The organism is Streptomyces cyaneochromogenes, from assembly GCF_003963535.1.
GTDB classification, from domain to species: Bacteria; Actinomycetota; Actinomycetes; order Streptomycetales; family Streptomycetaceae; genus Streptomyces; species Streptomyces shaanxiensis.
Genome location: NZ_CP034539.1, coordinates 4748278 through 4771991 on the forward strand (window position 1 = coordinate 4748278; position 23714 = coordinate 4771991).

The window sequence follows — 23714 nt, forward strand, 5'->3', positions numbered from 1 at the left end:
GCCCCGATGGCCCCCCACACCATGGAACCCCGACCCCCACCACCCCGTCTCCGTCCACGTAACCCCCAGGAGGCGACATGGAACGGCGTACCTTCATCGGCGGCGGCGCAGCAGCGCTCACCGCCCTCACGGCAACCGCCTGCAAAAGCAGCAACGGCTCCGCCACAGGTACAGGGACAGGAACAGGCGCGGACACAGCCACGCGCACCCAGTCCGCCTCCTCCTCCTCCCGCCCTCCAGCCACCGCCCCCGCCAATTGGACCGCCCTCGCCCAGGACCTGGACGGCACCCTCATCCGCCCCGGCGACACCGACTGGAAGTCCGCCCACCAGCTCTACAACACCCGCTTCGACACCCTGAAGCCCGCCGCCGTCGCCTACGTCGCCCACCAGGACGACATCCGCACCACCCTCGCCTACGCCCGCGCCCACCACTTCCAGGTCGCCATCCGCAACGGCGGCCACTCCTACGCCGGCTGGTCCTCCGGCAACAACCGCCTGATCATCGACGTCTCCAGGCTCAACCGCATCCGAGCCTCGGGCAACACCGCGGTGATCGGCGCCGGCTCCAAGCTCATCGACGTCTACCGGGCCCTCGCCGCCAAGGGCGTCACCATCCCCGCCGGCTCCTGCCCCTCCGTCGGCGTCTCCGGCCTCACCCTCGGCGGCGGCCACGGCGTCACCTCACGCGCGTACGGCCTGACCTGCGACAGCCTCACCCAGGCCACCGTGATCACCGCCGACGGCAAGCAGCTCACCGCCAACGCCGGCACCAACAAGGACCTCTTCTGGGCCCTGCGCGGCGCCGGCAACGGCAACTTCGGCGTCGTGACGGAACTCCAGTTCAAGACCCACCCCGCCCCCCAGGCCGTCACGGCGTACATGACCTGGCCCTGGTCGAAGGCGGCCGCGCTGATCAAGGCGTGGCAGGAGTGGGGCCCGACCCGGCCCGACGAGATCTGGTCGGCCCTGAGCATCTCGAACCACGCGGGCGGCAACCCCACCATCACGGTCGCGGCGTTCTCGCTCGGCACCTACGGCGAACTCCAGAACGCGGTCGACCGCCTCGCCGACGGCCCCGGCGGACCCGGCCCCGCGAGCAGCGTCGCCCTCAGGCGCCGCTCGTACGAGGAGTCGATGGAGCTCTACGCGGGCTGCTCGTCCTTCGCCACGGACGCCCAGTGCCACCTCCCCGGCTCCACCCCGGGCCGCTCCCCCCAGGGCGCGCTGAGCCGCGAGACGTACACCGCGAAGTCGGACTTCTTCGACCGCTCCCTCTCGCAGGCGGGCATCCAGACCCTGATGAAGCAGATGCGGTCGGTCCGCGGCGGCTCCGGCAGCATCGCGCTCACGGCCCTCGGCGGAGCCGTCAACCGCGTCTCCCCCACGGCCACGGCCTTCGTGCACCGCCGCTCCCGCTTCCTCGCCCAGTACATCGCCTCCTGGCGCGCCGGCACGACGGGCTCCACGGCCCAGGCGTGGCTGAAATCGGCCCACGACGCGATGCGGCCGTACGCCTCGGGCGCCGCGTACCAGAACTACACCGACCCGTCCCTGAGCGACTGGCGCAAGGCGTACTACGGGGATGCGGCGACGCGCCTGACGAAGCTGAAGAAGCAGTACGACCCGGAGAGGTTCTTCACGTACCCGCAGGCGCTGTAGGCACCGACGCCTCGGAAGCCGGACCCGAAACCGAAACCGGAACCGGAACCGGTGTCGAAGTCGACGTCGAAGTCGAAGGCAGGACCCAGGCCCCTAGGCCGCCAGATCCCGCTCCTCAGCCCCGGCCGTCTCCTTCCGAGCCCCCGGAATCAGCGCGTCCTGGCCACCCACCCGGGACCGTCCCCGCGCGCTGACCAACCACCCCACCCGCGGCGACCGCTCGACGGCGGACATCACCGGTGTCAGCAGCGCCATGGCGAGCGGCGACAGCAGCAGCGCGACCGCCGTACCGAGCGCGAATCCGCCCACCACGTCGGTCGGATAGTGCACGCCCATGTAGACCCGGCAGAAACCCTCGAGAAGGGCGATCCCGATCCCGACCAGCCCGAACTTCCGGTTCGCGACGAACAACCCGACCGCCAGGGCCATGGCGATCGTCGCGTGATCACTCACGAACGAGTAGTCGGTCTTGCCGCTCACCAGGACCTCGAGCCCTTGATGATCGTTGAAGGGCCGCGGACGCTCCACGAACCCCCGTATCGGCACGTTCACGAGCACCGCGACGGCGGCGGCCAGCGGCGCCCACACGAGCGCGGCCACGGACGAGGCGGCGTCCTCCGCGCCCCTGCGCCGCACGGACCACCAGCACCACACCACGAGCAGGATCAGAGCGAGGACGAGCCCGTACTCACCGACGTACTCCATGACCCCGTCGAACCAGCGCGGCGCGTCCTTGGCCAGGCCATTGATGTCGTAGAGCAGCTCGACGTCGGGGTTCGACCCGGATTCTGCGAGTCCAGCCATGATGCCGCGGCCCCTTCGTCGTCTCTCGGCGCATCCTGCGTACGCCGCTCCGCCCACCCCCGTGGTTGTGATCCGGCTACGTCACCAGGAACGCACGGCCCCTGTGGATACGTTCCACACTCCACTGAATGATCACGCAGACGTTATCGAAGAGAGACCCATCACCGCAGCTCAGGGGGTGGGTTCACACTCCGTCTAAACCGCGGTGGGCAGCGCTTTCGCGCCATCTTCGGTGACTCGGGTGGCCCCGAAGTAGTCCGGGGTGTCGATCGGGTCGAACCGGATCACAGCACCTGTTCTCGGCGCGTCGATCATGTAGCCGCCGCCCACATAAATCCCCACATGCCGGATGGCACGCGAGTTGGTGAGGTCGTCCGAGAAGAACACCAGATCCCCCGGGAGCAGCTCGTCCCTGGCCGGATGCGGCCCCGCGTTGTACTGATCGTTGGCGACCCGCGGCAAGGAGATCCCGACACTGTCGTAAGCGGCCTGGGTCAACCCGGAACAGTCGAACCGACCACCGTCCGCGGCGGTCCCCTCACCGCCCCAGAGGTAGGGAGTGCCGAGTTTCTTCTGGGCGTAGTAGATGGCGCCGGCGGCCTGCTTGGAGGGGTCCACGCGGCTGACGGGCGCGGCGAAGCTCTTCTCCAGGCTGCGGATCCTGGTGACGTAGTTCTGCGTCTCGGTGATGGCCGGCACCCCGCCCGCCTTTATGACGCGGTACGCGCCCGCGTTGTAGGCGGCGAGCATGTTGTTCGTGGTGTCGCCGGGGACGTCCTTGACGTACTTGGCGAGTTCGCAGTCGTACGACGCGGCCGACGGAATCGCGTCGTTCGGGTCCCAGATGTCGCGGTCGCCGTCTCCGTCGCCGTCGACACCGTGCGTGGCCCAGGTGCTCGGGATGAACTGGGCGATACCGCGGGCGTCGGCGTGGCTGACGACGTCCGGGTCCCAGCCGCTCTCCTGGTAGAGCTGGGCCGCGAGCAGGGCGGGGTTGATGGCGGGGCACAGGTTGCCCCACTTCTGCACGAGCGTCTTGTACGCGCCGGGCACCGATCCCTTGGCCAGTCCGACGCTGCCCTTGCCGACGCCGTTGACCAGGTTTCCGGCGACGATGTACACCCCGACGACGAGCAGCATCACGAAGCTCAGTCCGAGCGCGACCGCGACACCACCGGCCACCCATACTTTTCGCACGGCTCAACCCTCCCCCATATCGCCGCTGTTCAAGACCGTATCCGGTGAGAGTGGCGTTATTTCACCGTGAAGCCACGGCAGAAGACGCTCGAGTAGTCGTCGGGCGTACGGATGTGATGAAACTGCACGGTCCAGTCGCCGGGGTCATTGGTCAAGGGGATGGCGGGGGACGGCTTGCCCCGCACCCAGGAGTTGAAGTCGTCCGGATACGTGACGTACTTCCAGTCTCCGGGGTTGCTGCCGCCGTACACGTCGACGGGCTTGCTCGTGTAGCCCACGTTCGCGTTGTCGGCCAGCAGTCCCTCGACCGGTTTCCCGGTGGACGGGTCGATGTCGTGCGGCGGCTTCACACTGACGGTGACGTAATAGGGCGCCTTGCCCTCGGTCGCGTACTTGTCGCGGAATCCGATCCGCACCTTGCCGTCGAGGGTGAGCGTCTCCGTGCCGGCATCCGGGTCGTCGGCGTCGCTGATGGAGCCCATGAAGCCGTTGCCTGCCCGCTCCTCCGGCGGCAGTTGGCACTCGCCGGTGTCCGAGTACCACAGCGTTCGGTCGAGCTTGTCCCCCGCGTACGCGGGTGCTTCCTTCGACGCAGCCGAGGACGACGGGCCGGGCGACCTGTCGCCCCCTGCGGCGGAGCCGCCGCCCTTGTCGTCGTCCGGCGCCATGAGCACGTAGGCCACGCCGACCGCGACCGCCATGGCCACGGCGACCCTCCAGGGCGCGATACGGCGACGGCGGACGGCCTGCGTGGGCCCGCTCACCTGCGTCGGCGTGTACCCGTACCCGTTCGGCGCACCGGCCGTGGGCAGTTCGTGCGCCCCCAGCGGCGGATGCGCCGGAGGCACCGGCACCGTGGCCCCCGCCTGCCCAGTCGGCGGCGTCTGCGGCACCGCCTCGGCCAGTTGGGCGAGCCCCGCGTAGAACGGGTCCTCGACGAGCGCCGCCCGCACCCCGCACCGCGCGATCACCTCGCCGAGCCCCGGCCGCTCCGCCGGGTCCTTGGCCACGCATGCCTCGACGAGGGCCGCCAACTCCGGCTCCACGCCCGCGAGATCGATGGGCTCGTGAACGGCCCGGTAACTGACCCCGGCCGGCTCGCCCATGCCGAACGGAGGCCGCCCGGTCGCCGCGTACGCGAGCGTCGCGCCCAGCGCGAACACGTCCGCGGCCGGACCGACCTCGTTGCGTATCAGCACCTCGGGCGCCGTGAAGCCGGGCGTACCCGGCGCGAACCCGGCCTCGGTGAGGGCCGTCTGACCGGCACCGCGTGCGATGCCGAAGTCGATGAGCGAAGGCCCTTGGGTGGCGAGGATGACGTTCTGCGGCTTGAGGTCCCGGTGCGTGACGCCGTGCGCGTGCACCGCCGCGAGGCCTTCGGCGAGGGCCGCGAGCACCCCACGGCACGTCTCGGCCGGCAACGCCCCCCGCTCCCCCACAGCCTTGCCCAACGTCGGCCCCGACACATACTCGGTGGCCAGCCAGTACGGCGCCACATCCAACGAGGCGTCAATCAGGTTCGCCGTGTACGCGCTCCGCACGGCCCGCACCGTCTCCACCTCACGCCGGAACCGGGCCAGCGCCTCCGGGTGATCGGTGATCTCGTCCCGGATGACCTTGATGGCGACCAGCCGCCCACCCGGCGACCGGGCCAGATAGACCTGTCCCATACCGCCCGCACCGAGCCGTGCCAGCAGTGTGTATGCGCCTATGTGCGCGGGATCCCGATCCCTCAGTGCGTCCACCGAACCGACCTTGCCACAGAGATCAGTTCGACGCGGAGTCCCTTTCCGCTTCCTGGAACAGCTCCGCCGCCTCCGCCCCCAGCACCACGCTGTACGACACGTCCGCCGTCGACCCACCCCCGTCGTGCCCGCCCAACACCCCGACGACCGCCCCGTCCCCGTCGACCCAGGGACTCCCGCTGCTCCCTCCGCTGAAGCCGGGGCATGCGATGCGCTGCTGCGTACGGCTTTGCGGTCGCGGCCTGTTGGTGCAACTGACCGGCGATTCACGGGAGTTGAGATACGCGGTGACGGTGACCGCCGTGGCCCCGGTGGCCGTGTCCGTGGCGAACCGTTCGCCGCCCACCACGTCCTCGACGCCTTCCCCACCCCGCTCCTCCACGACCGCGAAAGCCACGTCGCTGTCCTCGTCCCGCCTCTCCTTCCACCCCTCCGACAGGAACCGCCGCCCGACCTTCCACACCCCGTAGGGCGCCTCGCCGTCCCGGTACCCCGGCACGAACACGAGATCGTCGGGCCGTCCGTTCAGGCAGTGGGCGGCGGTGACGATGAGGTCCCGGTGGGCACTGTGGACGACGGACGCGGTGCAGAAGTGCCCGCCGCGCAGCCGGTCACGACGGTCCGCCGCGAACAGCGCACCCACCCGCGCGCTGCGCGCCGTGGCCGCGGCGAAGGTGGTCACACCGAAAGGACCTGCGCCGGCGCCGCCTGCCGCGGCGGAGGCCGATGTGAGGGCGAGGAGAAGGCCGGCGGCGTACAGGGAGAGGCGAGGGGAGTGGGAGGTACGGGAGGTGGGCTTCATCGGGGGTCACTGTGGCCCACGAAGGTGAGAGAAGCGTCAGACGCCCCCGCGGCCCCGACGCAAATCGGATCCGTCACACCCGCCGTACGGGCGTGCGAGTTCGGCCAGTTCAGGTGGCGACCACCGGGAAACCTCCAGTCGTGTGACCTGCAGCACATTGGACCGGATGTCACCCGATCGGTCGATTAGCAACATGTCTTTTGGGTAGCACCAATTTGACGACACCGACCCGACCGAAGCCATCCGACCGGGTCCAATCAGCCTAAAGCCGTCCGCTTCTGGCTGAATGACCTGGGCTAACAGAGTCATCACCTTTTCCGCAAGCCTCCTTCAGGGGTAGCCAATTCGCACCTAGCGTGCTACGCGACCATGCCCAGCCGCTGGTCGCGTGGCAGTTCGCACTGAGGCGCGTCCAGCGCGTCACAGAAGGAGCCCCATGCCCACCGCCTCGGACCCAAGCCTGAACCGGCGAAAGCTGCGCCTCGCACTCAAGGCCGCGCGCGACAAGAAGGCCCTGACGCAACGCGACGCCGCAGACCACCTTGACTGGTCTCTGTCAAAGGTGATCCGGATCGAGGCGGGCACAGTGAGCCTGTCCGTCACCGACCTCCAGGCGATGCTCCGCCTTTACGAGGTGACCGACGAATCGGTCGTCAAGGAACTGGAACAGGCGGCACGCGGCAGCAAGGGCCAGTCGTGGTGGTCGGAGTACAACGACATCATCGCGCCCCCGTTCGCCCAGTACCTGGGCTACGAGAACGCGGCGGACAGCATCCGCACGTACCACCCCACGCTCATCCCCGGGTTGCTCCAGACGACGGACTACATGACCGCGTTCTTCCACGCGTCTCCTCCGTCCACCCCCATCCCGCGCAACGTCGACCTCCGAACGGCCCGCCAGGAACGCGTCTTCGCGGACGGCGGCCCGAGCGTCACTGTGATCGTCGACGAGTCCGCACTGCGCCGGCTGATCGGTGGCATCGGCACCATGCGCGGGCAGCTGACCCACATCAAACAGCGGGCCGCCGAAGGGAAGATCAAGCTCCAGGTGCTGCCCCTGACTGCGGGCGCCCACGACAGCTTGGAGAACAGCTTCATCCTGCTCGGCTTCCATGACGACGAGGACGTGCTGTACGTGGCCGGACCAGGCGGTGTGCTCACCAACCGGGACAACCGCGAGATGGTCGCCCGCTACCAGGAGAGCTTCGAGGACCTGACGGACAAGGCGCTGAGCCCGGAGGCCTCGGCCGCATTCCTCGACGATCTCCTCGACCAACTGAACCGTTCCTGAGAATCCGACCAGGCACCGACGGGGGCACAGTCCATGGCGAACGAGAAACGGAGGCGCAAGGACCGGCAGCCATGCCCGGGCAACGGCCGCTCCCCCACCACGACGGCACGCCGGGTACGCCCACGGCCCGCACACGACCCGTCGGTGCCCGCTTCTCTCACAGCGCAGGGCATCACCAGCGACGACGCGTGTTCCCGCCTGCGGCACCTGCGCCAGGACGACACGGACAACGCCATACGGCGCAGAAGGGCGCACACGGACGATCTGATACGGATCGTGCGCAACCTGGCCGCACTGACCGTGTTCTCCTCGACCACCCTGACCCTGGTGGCCTACGCGGGCATCCGCATGGGCATCCCGCCCGAGGCGTGCGTGGCCGGCACTTTCGGTGCGGCCATCCTCCTCATCAGGACCTTCGCGAAAGCGTTCGAGTCGGTTCGGCCTTCGCTACCGGGCGCACCAAAAGACCCACCGTCCACCGATGAGCGGTAGCGGGCGCCGCGGCCCACCACCAGCCGGCGGCCGCGGAAACGACGATCAGGACCAGCGCCCACACCACAAGACGGACGACCGGTTCCCCGCCCAGCAGGGAGGCTCCGCCCCCGGCTGCGGCGGCGACCAGTCCGGTCACCGCGCAATAGCGCGCGAACTCACCCCGCCTTGTCTCCGCATGCCCGGCGCGATCGGCTGGATCACAACTGTTCATGACTGCCTCCGGCGGATTCTCCCCAGGCGAAATACGCTACAGCCACCTGCCAGATGGGCAAGGAGAACCGGAGCACAGCCCGTTGGGGGCACTTGGAATCACGTACTCGGACCTCAGTCGGGAGAGCAGCGACCTCACAGCATTCCGTGTTCGAACCGCTGTAACTGCTCTTCCGCCACACAATCAGGGCACTCTCCGCAGCCAACACCGCCTCCTCCCAACCGCCTGCCACATGCCCGAACTCGCCAACGGCCCACAGGGCAGGCCAGGATCCGGGCAGGAGAGGGCACCCGACGGCCCACCGCGCACAGGGGTTGTACCCACCGGACCCGGCCCCCCAACAGGCGTCGCGCCCACGCCCAAGGCTTCACGCCACCCCGCGGCCCACGAACGGCCCCCTCACACCGCCGCGTTGAGCACCGTGAGCCACACGGCACAGCCGGACGGCTGCCGCCGATGGTGCGCGGCAGGCCGCATGACCTGACAGGTCATCGACTCCGGCGGGCCCCGCTGTCACGATCGTCGGCACAAGGAGCCCCACCCGCCGGAAGGAGCCCACACGATGCCCGCCTACGCCATCGCACACCTCCGGGACGCCGCCCCGCACCCGGAGATCGCCGAGTACATCGAGCGCATACCCGCCACCTTCGAACCGTACGGCGGCCGCTTCCTCGTGCACGTCACGCCGCACGAGACGAAGGAGGGCAGTTGGCCGGGGCACGTGGTGGTGATCGGCTTCCCCGGGATCGAGGAGGCGCGGGCGTGGTGGGACTCGCCCGCCTACCAGGAGATCGCGCCCCTGCGCTCCCGGCACATCGAGGGCGACATCATCCTCGTCGAGGGCGTCCCTGAGGGCTACGACCCGACCGTCACCGCCAAGGTCATGCGGGACGCGCTGCGGGACGAGTAGCACTCAACTCAGCACTGCCGGGCGGCACTGCCAGGCAGCACTGCCGGGCAGCACTGCCGGAGGCACGCGGGCGTCCCGTCGTTGCGCAGCCGGCCTGGCTCACCGGGCCGGAGCCGGAGCAGGCGCGCCCTCAGCTGGTCAGCTCCGTCTGCGCCGTCGCCCGGGAGACCGCGTCCTGCCGGATGTACCACTCGGTGGAGAGGATCCCGTCACGGACCGCCTCGGGGAACCCGGCCAGCAGTCCGGGTGCGGCTCCCCGCTCCACCTCCGTGCGGTGGGCCAGTACGGCCGCCCATTTCTGCCGAAGCCAGGGGCTGACGTCGACGGTCGCGGTGACCCGTTCGTCCGGGACCGTGTTCACGCCCTTGCCCGCACGGGCCAGTTCACTCAGCGCGGCGAGGGCCGAGTGGGGGTGCGTGGCCAGGTAGAGGGCGCTCGGCTGCCAGGGGGCGCCGGCGTCCGGGTAGAGGCGTTCGAGGCCGGCCGCCTGGACGGCGAGCGTGGTGACGCGGTGGGTGTGCACATGGTCGGGATGGCCGGTCAGGCCGCCGTACGCGTCATGGGTCACCACGATCCGCGGACGGAACTCCCTGAGGTGGGCGACCAGTCGGCCCACCACCTCGTCGAGCGGCGCCTCGCACAGCCGCGGGCTGCCGGGCGCGGAGTGCGGCACCCCGGCGTCGGCGTAGCCGAGCATCCGCGGCTCACCGGCGCCGAGGATCCGCAGCGCCTCGGCGAGTTCGGCGCCGCGTTGCGTGTCCGGGGTCCAGGTCGCCGTGACGACCGCGGTGCGAGCGCCTTCGGCGGCGTGCCGGGCGAGGACTCCGCCCGAGAACAGGGACTCGTCGTCCGGGTGGGCGAAGACCCCGAGCAGGCTGGGCGACGGCATCGGGCGATCACCTCCGGGTGCCTTTCTACCCGTGGGCGCGCGGGCTCAGGCGGCCTACGGCCTGCGCGGCCTGCGGCGTGTGGCCCGCGGGCAGGCGGGCAGGCGGGCCGGTCCTCGGGACGGCACGCCGGCGCCGGACGGGCCGACCCTGGCACGGCGCCCCAGCACTCGGCGGGCCCCGGGAACGAGGCACCCCCGGCGCCCGACCGCCACCGCACCCGGGCCCCCCACCTCACCCAACCCCACCAGCCCCAATCCCACCGGCCACCTTGGCCGGCCCGGCCGCCCCCGACTCCCCCGACTGCCCCGACGGCCCCGACGGCCCCGACGGCCCCGACGGCCAGCTCACCCCGGTCAGCTCCTCCGACACCGTCCACAACCGCCGCGCCACCCCCGCGTCACTCGCCGCCGCCGTCCGCCCCACCAGCGTCGGCGCGCCCCGCATCTCGCCCAGCCCGTCCGGGCCGACGTAGCTCGCGCCGGGCAGATCCTGGGTCGCCGCGTACAGCGTCGGCAGCGCACCCGCCCTGTCGTCCTGGGCGAGGAACCTGTTGCCGAACTTCATGAGCCCACGCATCACCGGGTTCGCCGCATGGCTCTGCAGGTTGGTGGCGGCATAGCCGGGGTGCGCGGCCAGGGCCCGGACCGGGGACCCGGAGGCGGCCAGCCGGCGCTGCAGTTCCAGCGTGAAGAGCAGGTTCGCCAGCTTCGACTGGGCGTACGCGCGCTGCGGGTCGTAGTCGGCCGTGAAGTCGAGGTCCTCGAAGCGGATCCGCGCGTTGCCCCAGCGATGCGCCCCGGACGACACGGTCACCACCCGGTCGGTGACGTACGGCAGGAGCAGGTTCGTCAGCGCGAAGTGGCCCAGATGATTCGTGCCGAACTGCATCTCGAAGCCGTCCGCCGTCCGCTGCTGCGGCAGCATCATCACGCCCGCGTTGTTGATCAGCAGATCCAGGGGGCGCCCCTGCCAGCCGTCCGCGAACTCCCGCACGGACGACAGATCCGCCAGATCCAGGCGCCGCACCTCCGTGCTGCCGTTCACCGTCGCCGCCGCTGTCCGGCCCCGCTCCGGGTCCCGTACGGCGAACACGACGTGCGCGCCCGCGCGGGCCAGCGCGTCGGCCGCGGTGAGGCCGATGCCGCTGTTGGCGCCGGTCACGACGGCGGTGCGGCCCGCGAGGTCGGGAAGGCGGGTCGCGTCCCATGTCCCGTTGGTCTTCTTCTTCGTGTTGTCAGCCATGCCTCGAATGTAGGCGCCGCCAACAATGCTGTCAATGACAACAATGGTGACGACGCCAACAAAGATGACAGCGCCAACATCAAGCTACGATGGTGCGCATGCCCGAGAGCCGCCCCTACCACCACGGAGACCTGCGCGCCGCCCTGCTAGCCGCCGCGGAAAGCACCCTGCGCGACAAGGGCGCCGCCGCCCTCTCCCTGCGCGAACTGGCCCGCGAGGTCGGCGTCAGCCACGCCGCGCCCGGCCGCCACTTCAAGGACAAGCAGGCTCTGCTGAACGCCCTGGCCCTGGCCGGGTACGAGCGCCTCAGCCGGTCCCTGAGCGCGGCCGAGGACCCGGCACTCCCGCTGGAACCCCGCCTCACCGCCCTGGCCCGGGCCTATCTCACCTTCGCCATCGACAACGCCGAGCTCCTGGAGCTCATGTACGCCCGCAAGCACGACCCGGACGCCTCGGAGCAGATGGCCGTCGCCGTCGAGCGCACGGTCGGCAGCCTCGAACGGGTCCTCGCGGACGCCCAGAAACGAGGCGAGATCATCGAGGGCGACCCCGAGGAACTCAACCTCGTCACGGGCGCCACCCTCCACGGCATGGCCGGCTTCATCGCGGCCGGCTGGCTGACACCGGAGGCGGCCCTAACAGGGGTGGAGGGCCTGGTCCACCACTTGCTGCACGGCTTGAAGCCCCGCTGACGAAGCCTGCTCCACGCCGTACTTCCGCACCGCCCGCACCGGCTACGACGGCCCCACCGGCTGGGGCACTCCACAGGGCCTGAACCCCTTCACCGGCTGACACCCCCCTGACACTCCGTCACCACCCCTGACAGCAACGGGCCACGGCACCCCGCCGTGGCCCGTTCGCGCTGCCGGGATAGCCTTCACCCGCAGAACACGGGCGCGATCACTCACCCGACCGGCCGCCAGAAACGGCACCCGGCGTGAGGAGGGCTAACGACGGAACCACACGACAGGTTCCGCTCAGACCTCATTGCCCGGCGTGACCAGCCGTGATACACAGAGTGACCGTACGTGCCATTCGTACGAATCCCGCCCATCAATGACGCCAAGTCGACATACGACGGCGACAATGTCGGCGAGAATGAGGCCTGACCTCTGCGCAGCGCAGGGGACTGCGGAACTACCCAACAGGGGCGGTGACTTACATGCTCTTTGCGGCCGATAAGGGCGACATCAACACCATCATCGGTGGAATCGCTCCGGACTGGGGCCCCTTCGGCAGCCTGGGCAACGAGGCGAAGGTGATGATCGAGGTCGTGATGGCGGTGGCCATCCTGATCTGCCTCGGCATCGCCATCTGGGGCGCGGCCAAACAGCGCATCGGCGCCACGGCCCTGCGCGACACGTTCAGCGCCGAGCAGGGCAAGGGACTGATCATCGCCGGTCTGACGGGCGTCTTCATCATCGGCTCACTGGGCACGCTGTTCACCATCGTGTACGGCATGGCGGTCTAGCCCCCGCGGCCTCCTCCGCTCCCTCCGTCCGCTCCGGGCACGCCCGGTCCCTCCCCGAGTCCCCCACCCACCCGTCGTGCTCACCGGCTGAGGTTGCGTTTCCCTGATGTCGAGTCACCACACCGCGCCCACGCGGGAACCAGCACGGCTACCGTCGTACTCCTACGTGTTTTCGTCCGACGCCGAGGGGGCGTACGCGGCATGAGTCTCGGAGACGAGCGGGAGTCCTCCGGCGGTTACGGAGGCACGGGCCAGACCCGCACACGACTGCCCGAGAGCGGCGGTGACGTGTACGGGGGCGCACGGAGAGGCGGCCGCTCGTCGTCCCGGAGCCTGGTCACCGTGGTCGGCGTGGTGGTCCTCCTCATCGCAGCGATCGCCTTCGCGAACCGTGGAGGCGACGACTCCGATTCCGCGACCGGGGACGAAAACCAGCCGAATTCCTCGGCGACGGCGGCGAGTGGGGCGCGGCCGGTGGAGGGGGCGTCCGGGGGGATTCCGGCGGGGTTCGCTCAGGATGCGCAAGGCGTACAGAGCGCCGCGGCCAACTACGCGGTGACACTGGTGTCCGCCGACATCCTCAAGCCGGCCCGCAGGGCCGAGATCGTCCAGCAGGTCTTCGTCGCCGACAAGCAGGCCGAACTCGCCGCCAAGTTCGACCAGGCATATTCCAAGGAGTTCCTGAGCAGCATCGGCCTTGACGAGAACGGCGACGCGACGGAGGGCAACACCTACGTCTCGCGCACCGTGCCGGTCGGGACCAAGGTCACGAGCTACTCGGCCTCCGCGGCGACCGTCGAGGTGTGGTGCACCGGCGTGTTCGGCATGGCCGGGGAGAGCTCGACCAATCCGGCCAGCAGCGACTGGTTCACCATGACGCTCCAGCTCCGCTGGGCAAACAGCGACTGGAAGGTCGACAGCTTCTCCCAGAAGAACGGCCCTGCACCCGTCCCCGGGGACAACCGGGCGTCCAGCGCCGACGAGATGGCCAAGGCCGTCGAGGAGTACGGAGGCTTCACGTATGCCCGCTAACCCGCGCCGCGTACTCAAGGTCGCCGCCGCCTTCACCGCCGTACAGACCACGGTCGTGCTGCTGGCCACGCGGGCCGTCGCCGCGCCCACGCCCTCACCGACCCCGTCAGGTGACAACTGCGACCTCATCGTCGGCCCCGCCAAGGACTACTGCGAACAAGACAACAGCGGATCCGGCACCAGCACCGGCGGCCGCTCCCTGACCGACCCCACCTCCACCCTCGACCCCCTCTCCTCCCTCGCCAAGGGCTGTGCCGAAGCCGCCGCCTGGACCGTCGACAAGCTCAGCGAGGCCGTGAAGGACACGGCGAACGTCGACTTCACGAACCCCAAGTTCCTCCAGCAGTACGCGGTCGTCTTCGCGGCGTCGACGATCCTCACGCTCCTCCTCTGGCTCCTGGCCGTGGCCAAACGAGCCGTCCGCGGCGTCCCCCTGACCACCGCCATCAGCGAAGCGATCGGCTTCCTCTGGCTCACAGTCCTCGCGTCCGCGTTCACCCCGCTGATCCTCTACACGGTCGTATCGGCGACCGACGGCATCACGGACGTCCTCGCGAAAACGACAGGCGACCAGACGGACACCTTCTTCGGCACCTTCTCCGGCGCCCTGGAGAAGGGCGAGGACATCGGCGGCGGCCCGATCATGCTGATCGTCGTCTCCCTGGTCAGCATCCTCGCCGCCGGCATCCTCTGGCTGGAGCTCGTCATCCGCGCCGCCCTGCTCTACGTCGGCGCCCTCCTCGGCACCGTCGTCTACGCGGGCCTGGTCGACAAGAACCTCTGGGGCCACGTCCGCCGCTGGGCGGGCATCATGATCGCCGTCATCCTGGTGAAGCCGGTCATCGTCATAGTGCTCGGCCTGGCCGGCGCCCTGTCCGCCGACGACGGACCGAACGCCTTCTCCGCCGTCGTCTCCGGCCTGGCCATCATCCTGCTCGCCATCTTCGCCAGCGCGATGATCTACCGCTTCGTCCCGGGCTTCGGCGACGAGCTCGCCGGCTCCCGCAACAACCGCATCATGCGCGGCGCCGAGGGCAAGGCCGCCGCCGTCATAAGCTCTCCCGCGACCCTCGTCGCCCAGGGCATCAAGACCCACAGCTCCCGCGCGGACAACCAGGGCGGCGGCGGCCAGTCGGGCGGCGCCCGCCCCTCGAACCCCGCCTCCGGCGGCGTCGCCGCGCACAGTTCGCGCTCCTCGAACGGAGGCGGCGGATCTGTCCCCTCCGCCGCACCCGCACCCCGCTCGGGCAGCCCGGTGAACACCCCCCACGCCAGCAATACCCGCAACAGCAATCGTTCAGGAGGTGACGGGCGTTGACGACGCAGTCCCACGTGTCCCATCCGGTCACGCCCCGCCGTACGTATCTGATCGGCCGCGCCCGGCCGAACGCGGTCGTCGGCCGGAACCGTGAAACCGGCGAGATCGCGTTGATCATCGGCGGCGCGTTCCTCGGCATGATGTGCGGGCTCCTCGTCCCCGTCCTGTCCCTGCGCATCGTGCTGCTCATGGGCTTCCCGATGCTCGCGCTGGCCGCGGTCTACGTGCCGTACAAGCACCGGACCATCTACAAGTGGTTCGAGATCAACCGCAGCTACAAGCGCACCCTCCGCCAGGGCACCACCTACCGCTCCGGCGTCATGGAGGCCGGCACCCAGGCCGACGGACGCGAGGTCGAGGTCGGCCCGCCCCCCGGCATCGGCCGCGTCACCTGGCTGGCCGCCCCGTTCGGGCCCGACGAGATCGCCGTACTGCTGCACGCCGACCGCCGCACCGTCACGGCCGTGATCGAGATCGAGGGACCCGGCGTCGGCCTGCGCGACTCCGAGGACCAGGAAGCCCTCGTCGACCGCTTCGGCACCCTCCTCAAGCACGTGGCCAACGGCGACGGTTTCGTGACGCGCCTTCAGATGCTCGCCCGCACCCTCCCCGCCGACCCGGACGCCCACGCCAAGGACGTCGCCGTACGCGGCGACGAGCGGGCCCCGGGATGGCTGCAGCAGTCGTACGACCAACTCCAGTCGATGGTGTCGACGAGCAGCGAGCAGCACCGCGCGTACCTCGTCGCCTGCATGCACTACACCCGCGAACTCGCCGCCGAGGCCATGGCGATGGCCCGCGCGGCCCGCCCGCACGGCGGCAAGGTCGACCGCGACGCGGGCCTGGCCGTCGTCATGGCACGCGAGCTGACCGACATCTGCTCCCGCCTCCAGGAAGCGGACATCCGCGTCCGCCAGCCCCTCGGCCAGGGCCGTCTCGCCTCCCTCATCCACTCCATGTACGACCCGGACCACCCGATCGACCACATCCAGGCGATGACGAAGCGCAACGCCTGGCCGGCCGAGCTGGACGCCGTGGAGCCGACGTTCCTCCAGGCGAAGACCCGGGAGTCCTCCACGCGCGCGCCCTGGTGCCACTCCACGGCCTGGGTGAAGGAGTGGCCGATGACCCCGGTCGGCGTCAACTTCCTGGCGCCGCTCCTCGTCCACACCCCCGACGTCATCCGCACGGTCGCCGTCACGATGGACCTCGAACCCACCGAGGTCGCCATCGAGCGCATGCTGACCGAGAAGACCAACGACGAGGCGGAGGCGAGCCGCGCCGCCAAGATGAACCGCACCGTCGACCCCCGCGACGTCGCCGCCCACACCCGCCTCGACCAGCGCGGCGAGGACCTCGCGAGCGGCGCCGCCGGCGTCAACCTGGTCGGCTACATCACCGTCTCCTCCCGTAACCCCGAGGCCCTCGCGCGCGACAAGCGGACCATCCGGGCGTCAGCCGGAAAGTCGTATCTGAAGCTGGAATGGTGCGACCGGGAGCACCACCGGGCATTCGTCAACACACTCCCCTTCGCCACCGGCATTCGGAGGTAGGACCTGATGCGGGACCCGCTGTCCGTCCTCACCGACGCCTTCACGTCCTTCCTCTTCGGGAAGGTCGAGACGACCCGGCTGCCGGTGCGCACGTCGACGGGCCAGGCCCAGGCGGTCTACCTCCCGACCGCCGCCCCCGGCCTCGGCGACTCGGGCGTCATCATCGGCCGCGAGGTGTACTCCGGAAAGGGCTACATCTACGACCCCTTCCAGCTCTACGGCCAGCAGCTCCCTGCCCCCCACTGGCTGGTCCTCGGCGAGTCCGGCAACGGCAAGTCGGCGCTGGAGAAGACGTACGTCCTACGACAGCTGCGCTTCCGCGACCGCCAGGTCGTCGTCCTGGACGCCCAGGGCGAGGACGGGGTCGGCGAGTGGAACCTCATCGCGCAGGAGCTGGGGATAACCCCCATCCGCCTGGACCCGATGGCCGCCCTGGACCACGGCATCCGCCTCAACCCCCTCGACCCGTCGATCACGACGACGGGCCAGCTGGCCCTGCTGCGCACGATCATCGAGGTCGCGATGGGCCACGGCCTGGACGAACGCTCCGGCTTCGCCCTGAAGGTCGCGCACGCCTACGTCAACGAAACGATCATCGAACGCCAGCCGGTCCTGACCGACATCGTCGAGCAGCTACGGCACCCCGAGCCGGAGTCGGCCGAGGCGATGAACGTCGCCATAGACGACGTACGGGCCTGGGGCCTGGACGTGGCGCTGGTGCTGGACCGCCTGGTCGACGGTGACCTCAGGGGCATGTTCGACGGCCCCACGACGGTCGGTATCGACCTGGACGCGCCCCTCATTGTGTTCGATTTGTCCCACATCGACCGCAACTCCATCGCCATGCCGATCCTGATGGCGATCGTCGGCGTTTGGCTGGAGCACACCTGGATCCGCCCCGACCGCAAGAAGCGCATCTTCCTGGTCGAGGAGGCCTGGCACATCATCGCCAGCCCGTTCGTGGCCCAACTCTTCCAGCGCCTGCTGAAGTTCGGCCGACGCCTGGGTCTGTCCTTCGTCGCCGTCGTCCACCACCTCTCGGACGTCGTCGACGGCGCGGCCGCGAAGGAGGCGGCCGCGATCCTGAAGATGGCGTCCACGAGGACGATCTACGCCCAGAAGGCCGACGAGGCCAGGGCGACGGGCCGGGTACTCGGCCTGCCGCGCTGGGCCGTGGAGATCATCCCCACCCTCACCCCCGGCATCGCGGTGTGGGACGTCAACGGCAACGTCCAGGTCGTCAAACACCTGGTCACCGAGACCGAACGCCCCCTGGTCTTCACCGACCGCGCCATGACCGAGTCGGCCAGCGACCTGACCGACGACGCCCTGCGCGCCGCCGAACTGGAGGCTGAGGAGCGGGCGGCGGCCTTCGTGGAGCAACACCTGGGCGACTCCGAATCGACGGTGGCGTAGGGGGCAGCGTGAGACCGGACGACCGCCGGGAACACCGGGACGGCCGCGGCAGCCGGGAAGGCCAAGGGGGCATCCCCGACGGCCTGCTCATCGGCATACTCGCCTTCCTCCTCGGCATGACGCTGCTGGTGTGGACGGCGACGGGCCTGGCGGCCCTGTTCGCCCACGGCGCCTGGCCGTCCGGAGTCACCTTCACCCGCACCCCACTGGCCATGCGCTACCTGATCGAGGAGCCCCACGACATCCCCGGCGCCTGGCCTTCCACACCGGCGGGCCAACTGTCGGGGTACGGACTGTTCTGGGGCTTGTTCATCGGCCAGTTGATGGTCCTCGTCGTACTGACCGTGTTCGTGCTGGGAACGGTGGCCAGGTGGCGGGCCGTCAGGGCGGGCCGGCGCGCGGCGAAGACAGAGGGTGCGGGGGAGCAGGGCCCCTCGGGCGCGGGGGCGGGCGTATCGGGCTCCGGAGAGAGCTTCTCGGGCTCAGGAGGGGGCTTCTCGGGCTCAGGAGCGGCTCCTACGCCGGTCCAGGGCGAGGTGCCCGCGCCGCGCACGGAGGCGGAGCCCATGAGGCCTCAGGCGGAACCCGAGCCGGAACCCCACGGCCTGCTGCTGGGCGAACGGACGAGCGCCCAGGAGAAGCTCCTCGTGGCCCCGAGGGAGCGCCGCCAGGCGACCGCGACCCAGGCAGTCCGCGACGCGGAAGGCCCCGCCCTCGTAGTCACCTCGAACCCAGCCCTCTGGCAGGCGACCAAGGACGCCAGATCCAAACTGGGCCCGGTCCTCCTCTACGACCCCACCCACCTCTGCGACACCCCGTCCCGCCTCCACTGGTCCCCCACCACGGGCTGCGAGGACAGACAAACGGCAACGGAGAGAGCCGCCGCCCTCCTCGCACCGGTCCGCCCCACCGCCAAACTGGACCAGGCTCTCGCGGCGGTGGCCGAAACGCTCCTGCGCAGCTACCTGCACGCCGCGGCCATCGACGGCCGCACCATCCGCCACGTCCACCGCTGGTCCCAGGGCACCCAGGTCCAGGACGCCGTACGAACCCTCCGCACGAACCCGAAGGCAGCGCCCGGCGCGGCAGGCGAACTCGAAGCCGCCCTCACGGCCCACCCCGAACGCCGGGACATGGCGCAGGAGTTGACGACCCGGGCTCTCTCCGCCCTCCACACCGTCAACATCCGAGAAGCCTGCACTCCAAACCGAACTGATGCCCTCACCTTGGATTCCTTCGTCCACGAAGGGGGCACGCTTTATCTGGTGGGTGAATCCATCGAGGACCCCCGAGCCAACCCGGGCGCCATGCCACTCCTGACGGCCCTCGCCGCAAGCGTGGTCGAGCGCGGCCGGCGCATGGCCGAACGGTCATCCTCCGGTCGCCTCGACCCACCAATGACGCTCGTCCTGGACGACGTCGCCGCCGTGGCTCCGCTTCCCCAGCTCCCGGAGCTGCTGGCCACCGGAGCGGACCGGGGTATGCCGACCCTGGCCCTGCTCCGGTCTCGGGAACAGGCCCGCTCCCGCTGGCCGCACGACGAACTCCCGGTGTAGCCGATCACTCTCGTTCCAGGACGAACTCCAACTCCACCTCACCCGGGCGCTTCGCGAGCGGCACGATCCGTCCACTCGGCTGGAACCCCGCCCGGCGGTAGAAGGCCTGGGCCCGACCGTTCTCCTCATGCACGATGAGCCGCACTCGCTCGACACCACGCCCCCACGCCCACTCCAGACCGGCATCGAAAAGCACCTCGGTCAGACCGATGCCACGGAGCTCGGGCCGTATGAACACCGCGACGACATGCCCCTGCTTCCGCTCGATCGGAAACCCGGCCCAGTCCGTCGCCCCGGGCTCCTCGATCAGCACGGTCAACGTTCCCACCCATTCCCCGTCCGGCCCCTCGGCGATGAGTTGCTGCGCGTCGGCCGCACCGTCGGCGCCACGGGCGGTCCGCTCCTGCCAGTAGGAATCCGGGCGGGCCGAGGCCTCCTCGTAGCTCTCCAGGAAGGCGAGATGCGCCACGGGATCCTGCAACGAGGCGAGCCGTAGCGCCTTTGCAGAGGGCCATTCGTCAGCGCGCACGGAACGGATCTTGTAGTTCATGCCAGCCACCGTAGCCGAACGCAGAAAACCCCCGTACCAATAATTGGTACGGGGGTTTTCTTCAAATTTTGTTCGGCGGCGTCCTACTCTCCCACAGGGTCCCCCCTGCAGTACCATCGGCGCTGTAAGGCTTAGCTTCCGGGTTCGGAATGTAACCGGGCGTTTCCCTCACGCTATAACCACCGAAACACTATGAAACTGTCAAACATGCCGCACCACGCTCCATGGGAACGTGGGGCCGTTCGTGGTTTCAGAACCAACACAGTGGACGCGAGCAACTGAGGACAAGCCCTCGGCCTATTAGTACCGGTCACCTCCACACCTCACGGTGCTTCCAGATCCGGCCTATCAACCCAGTCGTCTACTGGGAGCCTTACCCCATCAAGTGGGTGGGAGTCCTCATCTCGAAGCAGGCTTCCCGCTTAGATGCTTTCAGCGGTTATCCCTCCCGAACGTAGCCAACCAGCCATGCCCTTGGCAGAACAACTGGCACACCAGAGGTTCGTCCGTCCCGGTCCTCTCGTACTAGGGACAGCCCTTCTCAAGACTCCTACGCGCACAGCGGATAGGGACCGAACTGTCTCACGACGTTCTAAACCCAGCTCGCGTACCGCTTTAATGGGCGAACAGCCCAACCCTTGGGACCGACTCCAGCCCCAGGATGCGACGAGCCGACATCGAGGTGCCAAACCATCCCGTCGATATGGACTCTTGGGGAAGATCAGCCTGTTATCCCCGGGGTACCTTTTATCCGTTGAGCGACGGCGCTTCCACAAGCCACCGCCGGATCACTAGTCCCGACTTTCGTCCCTGCTCGACCCGTCGGTCTCACAGTCAAGCTCCCTTGTGCACTTACACTCAACACCTGATTGCCAACCAGGCTGAGGGAACCTTTGGGCGCCTCCGTTACCCTTTAGGAGGCAACCGCCCCAGTTAAACTACCCATCAGACACTGTCCCTGATCCGGATCACGGACCCAGGTTAGACATCCAGCACGACCAGAGTGGTATTTCAACGACGACTCCACGAACACTGGCGTGCCCGCTTCACAGTCTCCCACCTATCCTACACAAGCCGAACCGAACACCAATATCAAACTGTAGTAAAGGTCCCGGGGTCTTTCCGTCCTGCTGCGCGAAACGAGCATCTTTACTCGTAGTGCAATTTCACCGGGCCTATGGTTGAGACAGTCGAGAAGTCGTTACGCCATTCGTGCAGGTCGGAACTTACCCGACAAGGAATTTCGCTACCTTAGGATGGTTATAGTTACCACCGCCGTTTACTGGCGCTTAAGTTCTCAGCTTCGCCATGACGAATCATGACTAACCGGTCCCCTTAACGTTCCAGCACCGGGCAGGCGTCAGTCCGTATACATCGCCTTACGGCTTCGCACGGACCTGTGTTTTTAGTAAACAGTCGCTTCTCGCTGGTCTCTGCGGCCACCCCCAGCTCAAGCAGCAAGTGCCATCACCAGGTGTGGCCCCCCTTCTCCCGAAGTTACGGGGGCATTTTGCCGAGTTCCTTAACCATAGTTCACCCGAACGCCTCGGTATTCTCTACCTGACCACCTGAGTCGGTTTAGGGTACGGGCCGCCATGAAACTCGCTAGAGGCTTTTCTCGACAGCATAGGATCATCCACTTCACCACAATCGGCTCGGCATCAGGTCTCAGCCTTAACGGTGTGCGGATTTACCTACACACCGGCCTACACCCTTACCCCGGGACAACCACCGCCCGGGCTGGACTACCTTCCTGCGTCACCCCATCACTCACCTACTACAAGTCTGGTCCGTCGGCTCCACCACTCCCCTTTGCCCGAAGGCTCCAGGGCGGCTTCACGGACTTAGCATCGCCTGGTTCGATGTTTGACGCTTCACAGCGGGTACCGGAATATCAACCGGTTATCCATCGACTACGCCTGTCGGCCTCGCCTTAGGTCCCGACTTACCCTGGGCAGATCAGCTTGACCCAGGAACCCTTAGTCAATCGGCGCACACGTTTCTCACGTGTGAATCGCTACTCATGCCTGCATTCTCACTCGTGAACCGTCCACCACTGCCTTCCGGCGCGGCTTCACCCGGCACACGACGCTCCCCTACCCATCACGATCCCCGTTGGGGGTATATATCGCAATGACACGACTTCGGCGGTACGCTTGAGCCCCGCTACATTGTCGGCGCGGAATCACTAGACCAGTGAGCTATTACGCACTCTTTCAAGGGTGGCTGCTTCTAAGCCAACCTCCTGGTTGTCTCTGCGACTCCACATCCTTTCCCACTTAGCGTACGCTTAGGGGCCTTAGTCGATGCTCTGGGCTGTTTCCCTCTCGACCATGGAGCTTATCCCCCACAGTCTCACTGCCGCGCTCTCACTTACCGGCATTCGGAGTTTGGCTAAGGTCAGTAACCCGGTAGGGCCCATCGCCTATCCAGTGCTCTACCTCCGGCAAGAAACACACGACGCTGCACCTAAATGCATTTCGGGGAGAACCAGCTATCACGGAGTTTGATTGGCCTTTCACCCCTAACCACAGGTCATCCCCCAGGTTTTCAACCCTGGTGGGTTCGGTCCTCCACGAAGTCTTACCTCCGCTTCAACCTGCCCATGGCTAGATCACTCCGCTTCGGGTCTTGAGCGCGCTACTATATCGCCCTATTCGGACTCGCTTTCGCTACGGCTTCCCCACACGGGTTAACCTCGCAACACACCGCAAACTCGCAGGCTCATTCTTCAAAAGGCACGCAGTCACGAGATGGAAGCAAGCTTCCATCCGACGCTCCCACGGCTTGTAGGCACACGGTTTCAGGTACTATTTCACTCCCCTCCCGGGGTACTTTTCACCATTCCCTCACGGTACTATCCGCTATCGGTCACCAGGGAATATTTAGGCTTAGCGGGTGGTCCCGCCAGATTCACACGGGATTTCTCGGGCCCCGTGCTACTTGGGTGTCTCTCAAACGAGCCGCTGACGTTTCGACTACGGGGGTCTTACCCTCTACGCCGGACCTTTCGCATGTCCTTCGCCTACATCAACGGTTTCTGACTCGTCCTGTCGCCGGCAGACGACAGAAGAGAGATCCCACAACCCCGCATACGCAACCCCTGCCGGGTCTCACACGTATACGGTTTAGCCTCATCCAGTTTCGCTCGCCACTACTCCCGGAATCACGGTTGTTTTCTCTTCCTGCGGGTACTGAGATGTTTCACTTCCCCGCGTTCCCTCCACATACCCTATGTGTTCAGGTATGGGTGACAGCCCATGACGACTGCCGGGTTTCCCCATTCGGAAACCCCCGGATCAAAGCCTGGTTGACGACTCCCCGGGGACTATCGTGGCCTCCCACGTCCTTCATCGGTTCCTGGTGCCAAGGCATCCACCGTGCGCCCTTAAAAACTTGGCCACAGATGCTCGCGTCCACTGTGCAGTTCTCAAACAACGACCAGCCACCCGTCACACACCACTCACGCGATGCTTCACCGGGGCCGGCACTGAAGGCAGCCGCATTCGGCCGTACCCTCAGACACCCAACAGCGTGCCCGGCCAGGCTCCGTCCGGAGATCATGCGTTC

Annotated in this window: 19 protein-coding genes and 2 rRNA genes; 11 read left to right on the forward strand and 10 right to left on the reverse strand. The window is 68.1% G+C overall.

What is annotated here, in order from left to right; genetic code table 11:
• Positions 1 to 77 precede the first annotated feature (77 nt).
• Positions 78 to 1661 (forward strand): FAD-binding oxidoreductase, encoded by a 1584-nt coding sequence (locus EJ357_RS21460; RefSeq protein ID WP_126393222.1) that lies wholly within the window; start codon positions 78 to 80, stop codon positions 1659 to 1661.
• A gap of 93 nt (positions 1662 to 1754) precedes the next feature.
• Here the strand turns inward: EJ357_RS21460 and EJ357_RS21465 are convergent, their stop codons facing one another.
• The 4 genes from EJ357_RS21465 to EJ357_RS21480 all read right to left on the reverse strand — a co-directional run bounded on the left by EJ357_RS21465 (position 1755) and on the right by EJ357_RS21480 (position 6209).
• Positions 1755 to 2465: a phosphatase PAP2 family protein gene (locus tag EJ357_RS21465; RefSeq protein ID WP_126393223.1), complete on the reverse strand. Its 711-nt coding sequence runs from the start codon at positions 2463 to 2465 to the stop codon at positions 1755 to 1757.
• A gap of 195 nt (positions 2466 to 2660) precedes the next feature.
• A complete protein-coding gene (locus EJ357_RS21470; protein WP_228473188.1) occupies positions 2661 to 3605 on the reverse strand; it encodes a C40 family peptidase in 945 nt (314 codons plus the stop codon).
• Positions 3606 to 3718: 113 nt separating this feature from the next.
• Positions 3719 to 5407, reverse strand: a complete 1689-nt coding sequence (locus EJ357_RS21475; protein WP_126393225.1) for a serine/threonine-protein kinase — start codon at positions 5405 to 5407, stop codon at positions 3719 to 3721.
• Between the two features lie 22 nt (positions 5408 to 5429).
• Positions 5430 to 6209, reverse strand: coding sequence for a trypsin-like serine peptidase (locus EJ357_RS21480; protein WP_126393226.1), 780 nt, complete (start codon positions 6207 to 6209; stop codon positions 5430 to 5432).
• A gap of 436 nt (positions 6210 to 6645) precedes the next feature.
• On the opposite strand from EJ357_RS21480, the gene EJ357_RS21485 reads away from it, so the two are divergent.
• Entirely contained in the window at positions 6646 to 7500 is an 855-nt protein-coding gene (locus EJ357_RS21485) for a helix-turn-helix domain-containing protein (RefSeq protein ID WP_126393227.1), read from the forward strand.
• Between the two features lie 144 nt (positions 7501 to 7644).
• Positions 7645 to 7992 carry a hypothetical protein gene (locus EJ357_RS21490; protein WP_126393228.1) on the forward strand — a complete coding sequence of 116 codons (348 nt, stop codon included), beginning with the start codon at positions 7645 to 7647 and terminating at the stop codon, positions 7990 to 7992.
• A 200-nt stretch (positions 7993 to 8192) separates the two neighbouring features.
• On the opposite strand, the gene EJ357_RS21495 is transcribed toward EJ357_RS21490, so the two are convergent.
• A complete protein-coding gene (locus EJ357_RS21495) occupies positions 8193 to 8438 on the reverse strand; it encodes a DUF397 domain-containing protein (RefSeq protein WP_323378038.1) in 246 nt (81 codons plus the stop codon).
• 330 nt (positions 8439 to 8768) lie between these two features.
• On the opposite strand from EJ357_RS21495, the gene EJ357_RS21500 reads away from it, so the two are divergent.
• Positions 8769 to 9116: a DUF1330 domain-containing protein gene (locus EJ357_RS21500; RefSeq protein ID WP_126393229.1), complete on the forward strand. Its 348-nt coding sequence runs from the start codon at positions 8769 to 8771 to the stop codon at positions 9114 to 9116.
• 130 nt (positions 9117 to 9246) lie between these two features.
• On the opposite strand, the gene EJ357_RS21505 is transcribed toward EJ357_RS21500, so the two are convergent.
• Both EJ357_RS21505 and EJ357_RS21510 read right to left on the reverse strand, forming a co-directional pair.
• Positions 9247 to 10005, reverse strand: a complete 759-nt coding sequence (locus EJ357_RS21505) for a PIG-L family deacetylase (RefSeq protein WP_126393230.1) — start codon at positions 10003 to 10005, stop codon at positions 9247 to 9249.
• 232 nt (positions 10006 to 10237) lie between these two features.
• Positions 10238 to 11248 carry an oxidoreductase gene (locus tag EJ357_RS21510; RefSeq protein ID WP_126393231.1) on the reverse strand — a complete coding sequence of 337 codons (1011 nt, stop codon included), beginning with the start codon at positions 11246 to 11248 and terminating at the stop codon, positions 10238 to 10240.
• Positions 11249 to 11337: 89 nt separating this feature from the next.
• On the opposite strand from EJ357_RS21510, the gene EJ357_RS21515 reads away from it, so the two are divergent.
• From EJ357_RS21515 to EJ357_RS21545, 7 genes are all read left to right on the forward strand, one after another.
• Positions 11338 to 11940, forward strand: a complete 603-nt coding sequence (locus EJ357_RS21515; protein WP_126393232.1) for a TetR/AcrR family transcriptional regulator — start codon at positions 11338 to 11340, stop codon at positions 11938 to 11940.
• A 470-nt stretch (positions 11941 to 12410) separates the two neighbouring features.
• Positions 12411 to 12719 (forward strand): hypothetical protein, encoded by a 309-nt coding sequence (locus tag EJ357_RS21520; RefSeq protein WP_004000049.1) that lies wholly within the window; start codon positions 12411 to 12413, stop codon positions 12717 to 12719.
• Positions 12720 to 12920: 201 nt separating this feature from the next.
• Positions 12921 to 13751: a hypothetical protein gene (locus EJ357_RS21525; RefSeq protein WP_126393233.1), complete on the forward strand. Its 831-nt coding sequence runs from the start codon at positions 12921 to 12923 to the stop codon at positions 13749 to 13751.
• Positions 13741 to 15069, forward strand: coding sequence for a hypothetical protein (locus tag EJ357_RS21530; protein WP_126393234.1), 1329 nt, complete (start codon positions 13741 to 13743; stop codon positions 15067 to 15069). The genes EJ357_RS21525 and EJ357_RS21530 overlap by 11 nt, the downstream gene beginning before the upstream one ends.
• Complete coding sequence (locus EJ357_RS21535; RefSeq protein ID WP_126393235.1) at positions 15066 to 16622, forward strand: SCO6880 family protein; 1557 nt, start codon at positions 15066 to 15068, stop codon at positions 16620 to 16622. Before EJ357_RS21530 ends, EJ357_RS21535 begins: the two co-directional genes overlap by 4 nt.
• 6 nt (positions 16623 to 16628) lie before the next feature.
• Positions 16629 to 18038: an ATP-binding protein gene (locus EJ357_RS21540; protein ID WP_126393236.1), complete on the forward strand. Its 1410-nt coding sequence runs from the start codon at positions 16629 to 16631 to the stop codon at positions 18036 to 18038.
• A gap of 8 nt (positions 18039 to 18046) precedes the next feature.
• A complete protein-coding gene (locus EJ357_RS21545; protein ID WP_126393237.1) occupies positions 18047 to 19594 on the forward strand; it encodes a type IV secretory system conjugative DNA transfer family protein in 1548 nt (515 codons plus the stop codon).
• Positions 19595 to 19598: 4 nt separating this feature from the next.
• Here EJ357_RS21545 and EJ357_RS21550 read toward each other — a convergent pair whose 3' ends face one another.
• The 3 genes from EJ357_RS21550 to EJ357_RS21560 all read right to left on the reverse strand — a co-directional run bounded on the left by EJ357_RS21550 (position 19599) and on the right by EJ357_RS21560 (position 23546).
• On the reverse strand, positions 19599 to 20144 hold the full coding sequence (locus EJ357_RS21550; RefSeq protein WP_126393238.1) for a GNAT family N-acetyltransferase: 546 nt from the start codon (positions 20142 to 20144) through the stop codon (positions 19599 to 19601).
• A gap of 70 nt (positions 20145 to 20214) precedes the next feature.
• Positions 20215 to 20331 (reverse strand): 5S ribosomal RNA (gene rrf / locus EJ357_RS21555).
• Positions 20332 to 20424: 93 nt separating this feature from the next.
• A 23S ribosomal RNA gene (locus tag EJ357_RS21560) occupies positions 20425 to 23546 on the reverse strand.
• Between the last annotated feature and the right edge of the window lie 168 nt (positions 23547 to 23714).

Bases quoted from the DNA above. Each gene is read 5' to 3' on its own strand.
- EJ357_RS21460 (WP_126393222.1), top strand. From the start codon at position 78: ATGGAACGGCGTACCTTCATCGGCGGCGGCGCAGCAGCGCTCACCGCC.
- EJ357_RS21465 (WP_126393223.1), bottom strand. From the start codon at position 2,465: ATGGCTGGACTCGCAGAATCCGGGTCGAACCCCGACGTCGAGCTGCTC.
- EJ357_RS21470 (WP_228473188.1), bottom strand. From the start codon at position 3,605: ATGCTGCTCGTCGTCGGGGTGTACATCGTCGCCGGAAACCTGGTCAAC.
- EJ357_RS21480 (WP_126393226.1), bottom strand. From the start codon at position 6,209: ATGAAGCCCACCTCCCGTACCTCCCACTCCCCTCGCCTCTCCCTGTAC.
- EJ357_RS21485 (WP_126393227.1), top strand. From the start codon at position 6,646: ATGCCCACCGCCTCGGACCCAAGCCTGAACCGGCGAAAGCTGCGCCTC.
- EJ357_RS21500 (WP_126393229.1), top strand. From the start codon at position 8,769: ATGCCCGCCTACGCCATCGCACACCTCCGGGACGCCGCCCCGCACCCG.
- EJ357_RS21505 (WP_126393230.1), bottom strand. From the start codon at position 10,005: ATGCCGTCGCCCAGCCTGCTCGGGGTCTTCGCCCACCCGGACGACGAG.
- EJ357_RS21510 (WP_126393231.1), bottom strand. From the start codon at position 11,248: ATGGCTGACAACACGAAGAAGAAGACCAACGGGACATGGGACGCGACC.
- EJ357_RS21515 (WP_126393232.1), top strand. From the start codon at position 11,338: ATGGTGCGCATGCCCGAGAGCCGCCCCTACCACCACGGAGACCTGCGC.
- EJ357_RS21520 (WP_004000049.1), top strand. From the start codon at position 12,411: ATGCTCTTTGCGGCCGATAAGGGCGACATCAACACCATCATCGGTGGA.
- EJ357_RS21525 (WP_126393233.1), top strand. From the start codon at position 12,921: ATGAGTCTCGGAGACGAGCGGGAGTCCTCCGGCGGTTACGGAGGCACG.
- EJ357_RS21530 (WP_126393234.1), top strand. From the start codon at position 13,741: ATGCCCGCTAACCCGCGCCGCGTACTCAAGGTCGCCGCCGCCTTCACC.
- EJ357_RS21540 (WP_126393236.1), top strand. From the start codon at position 16,629: ATGCGGGACCCGCTGTCCGTCCTCACCGACGCCTTCACGTCCTTCCTC.
- EJ357_RS21550 (WP_126393238.1), bottom strand. From the start codon at position 20,144: ATGAACTACAAGATCCGTTCCGTGCGCGCTGACGAATGGCCCTCTGCA.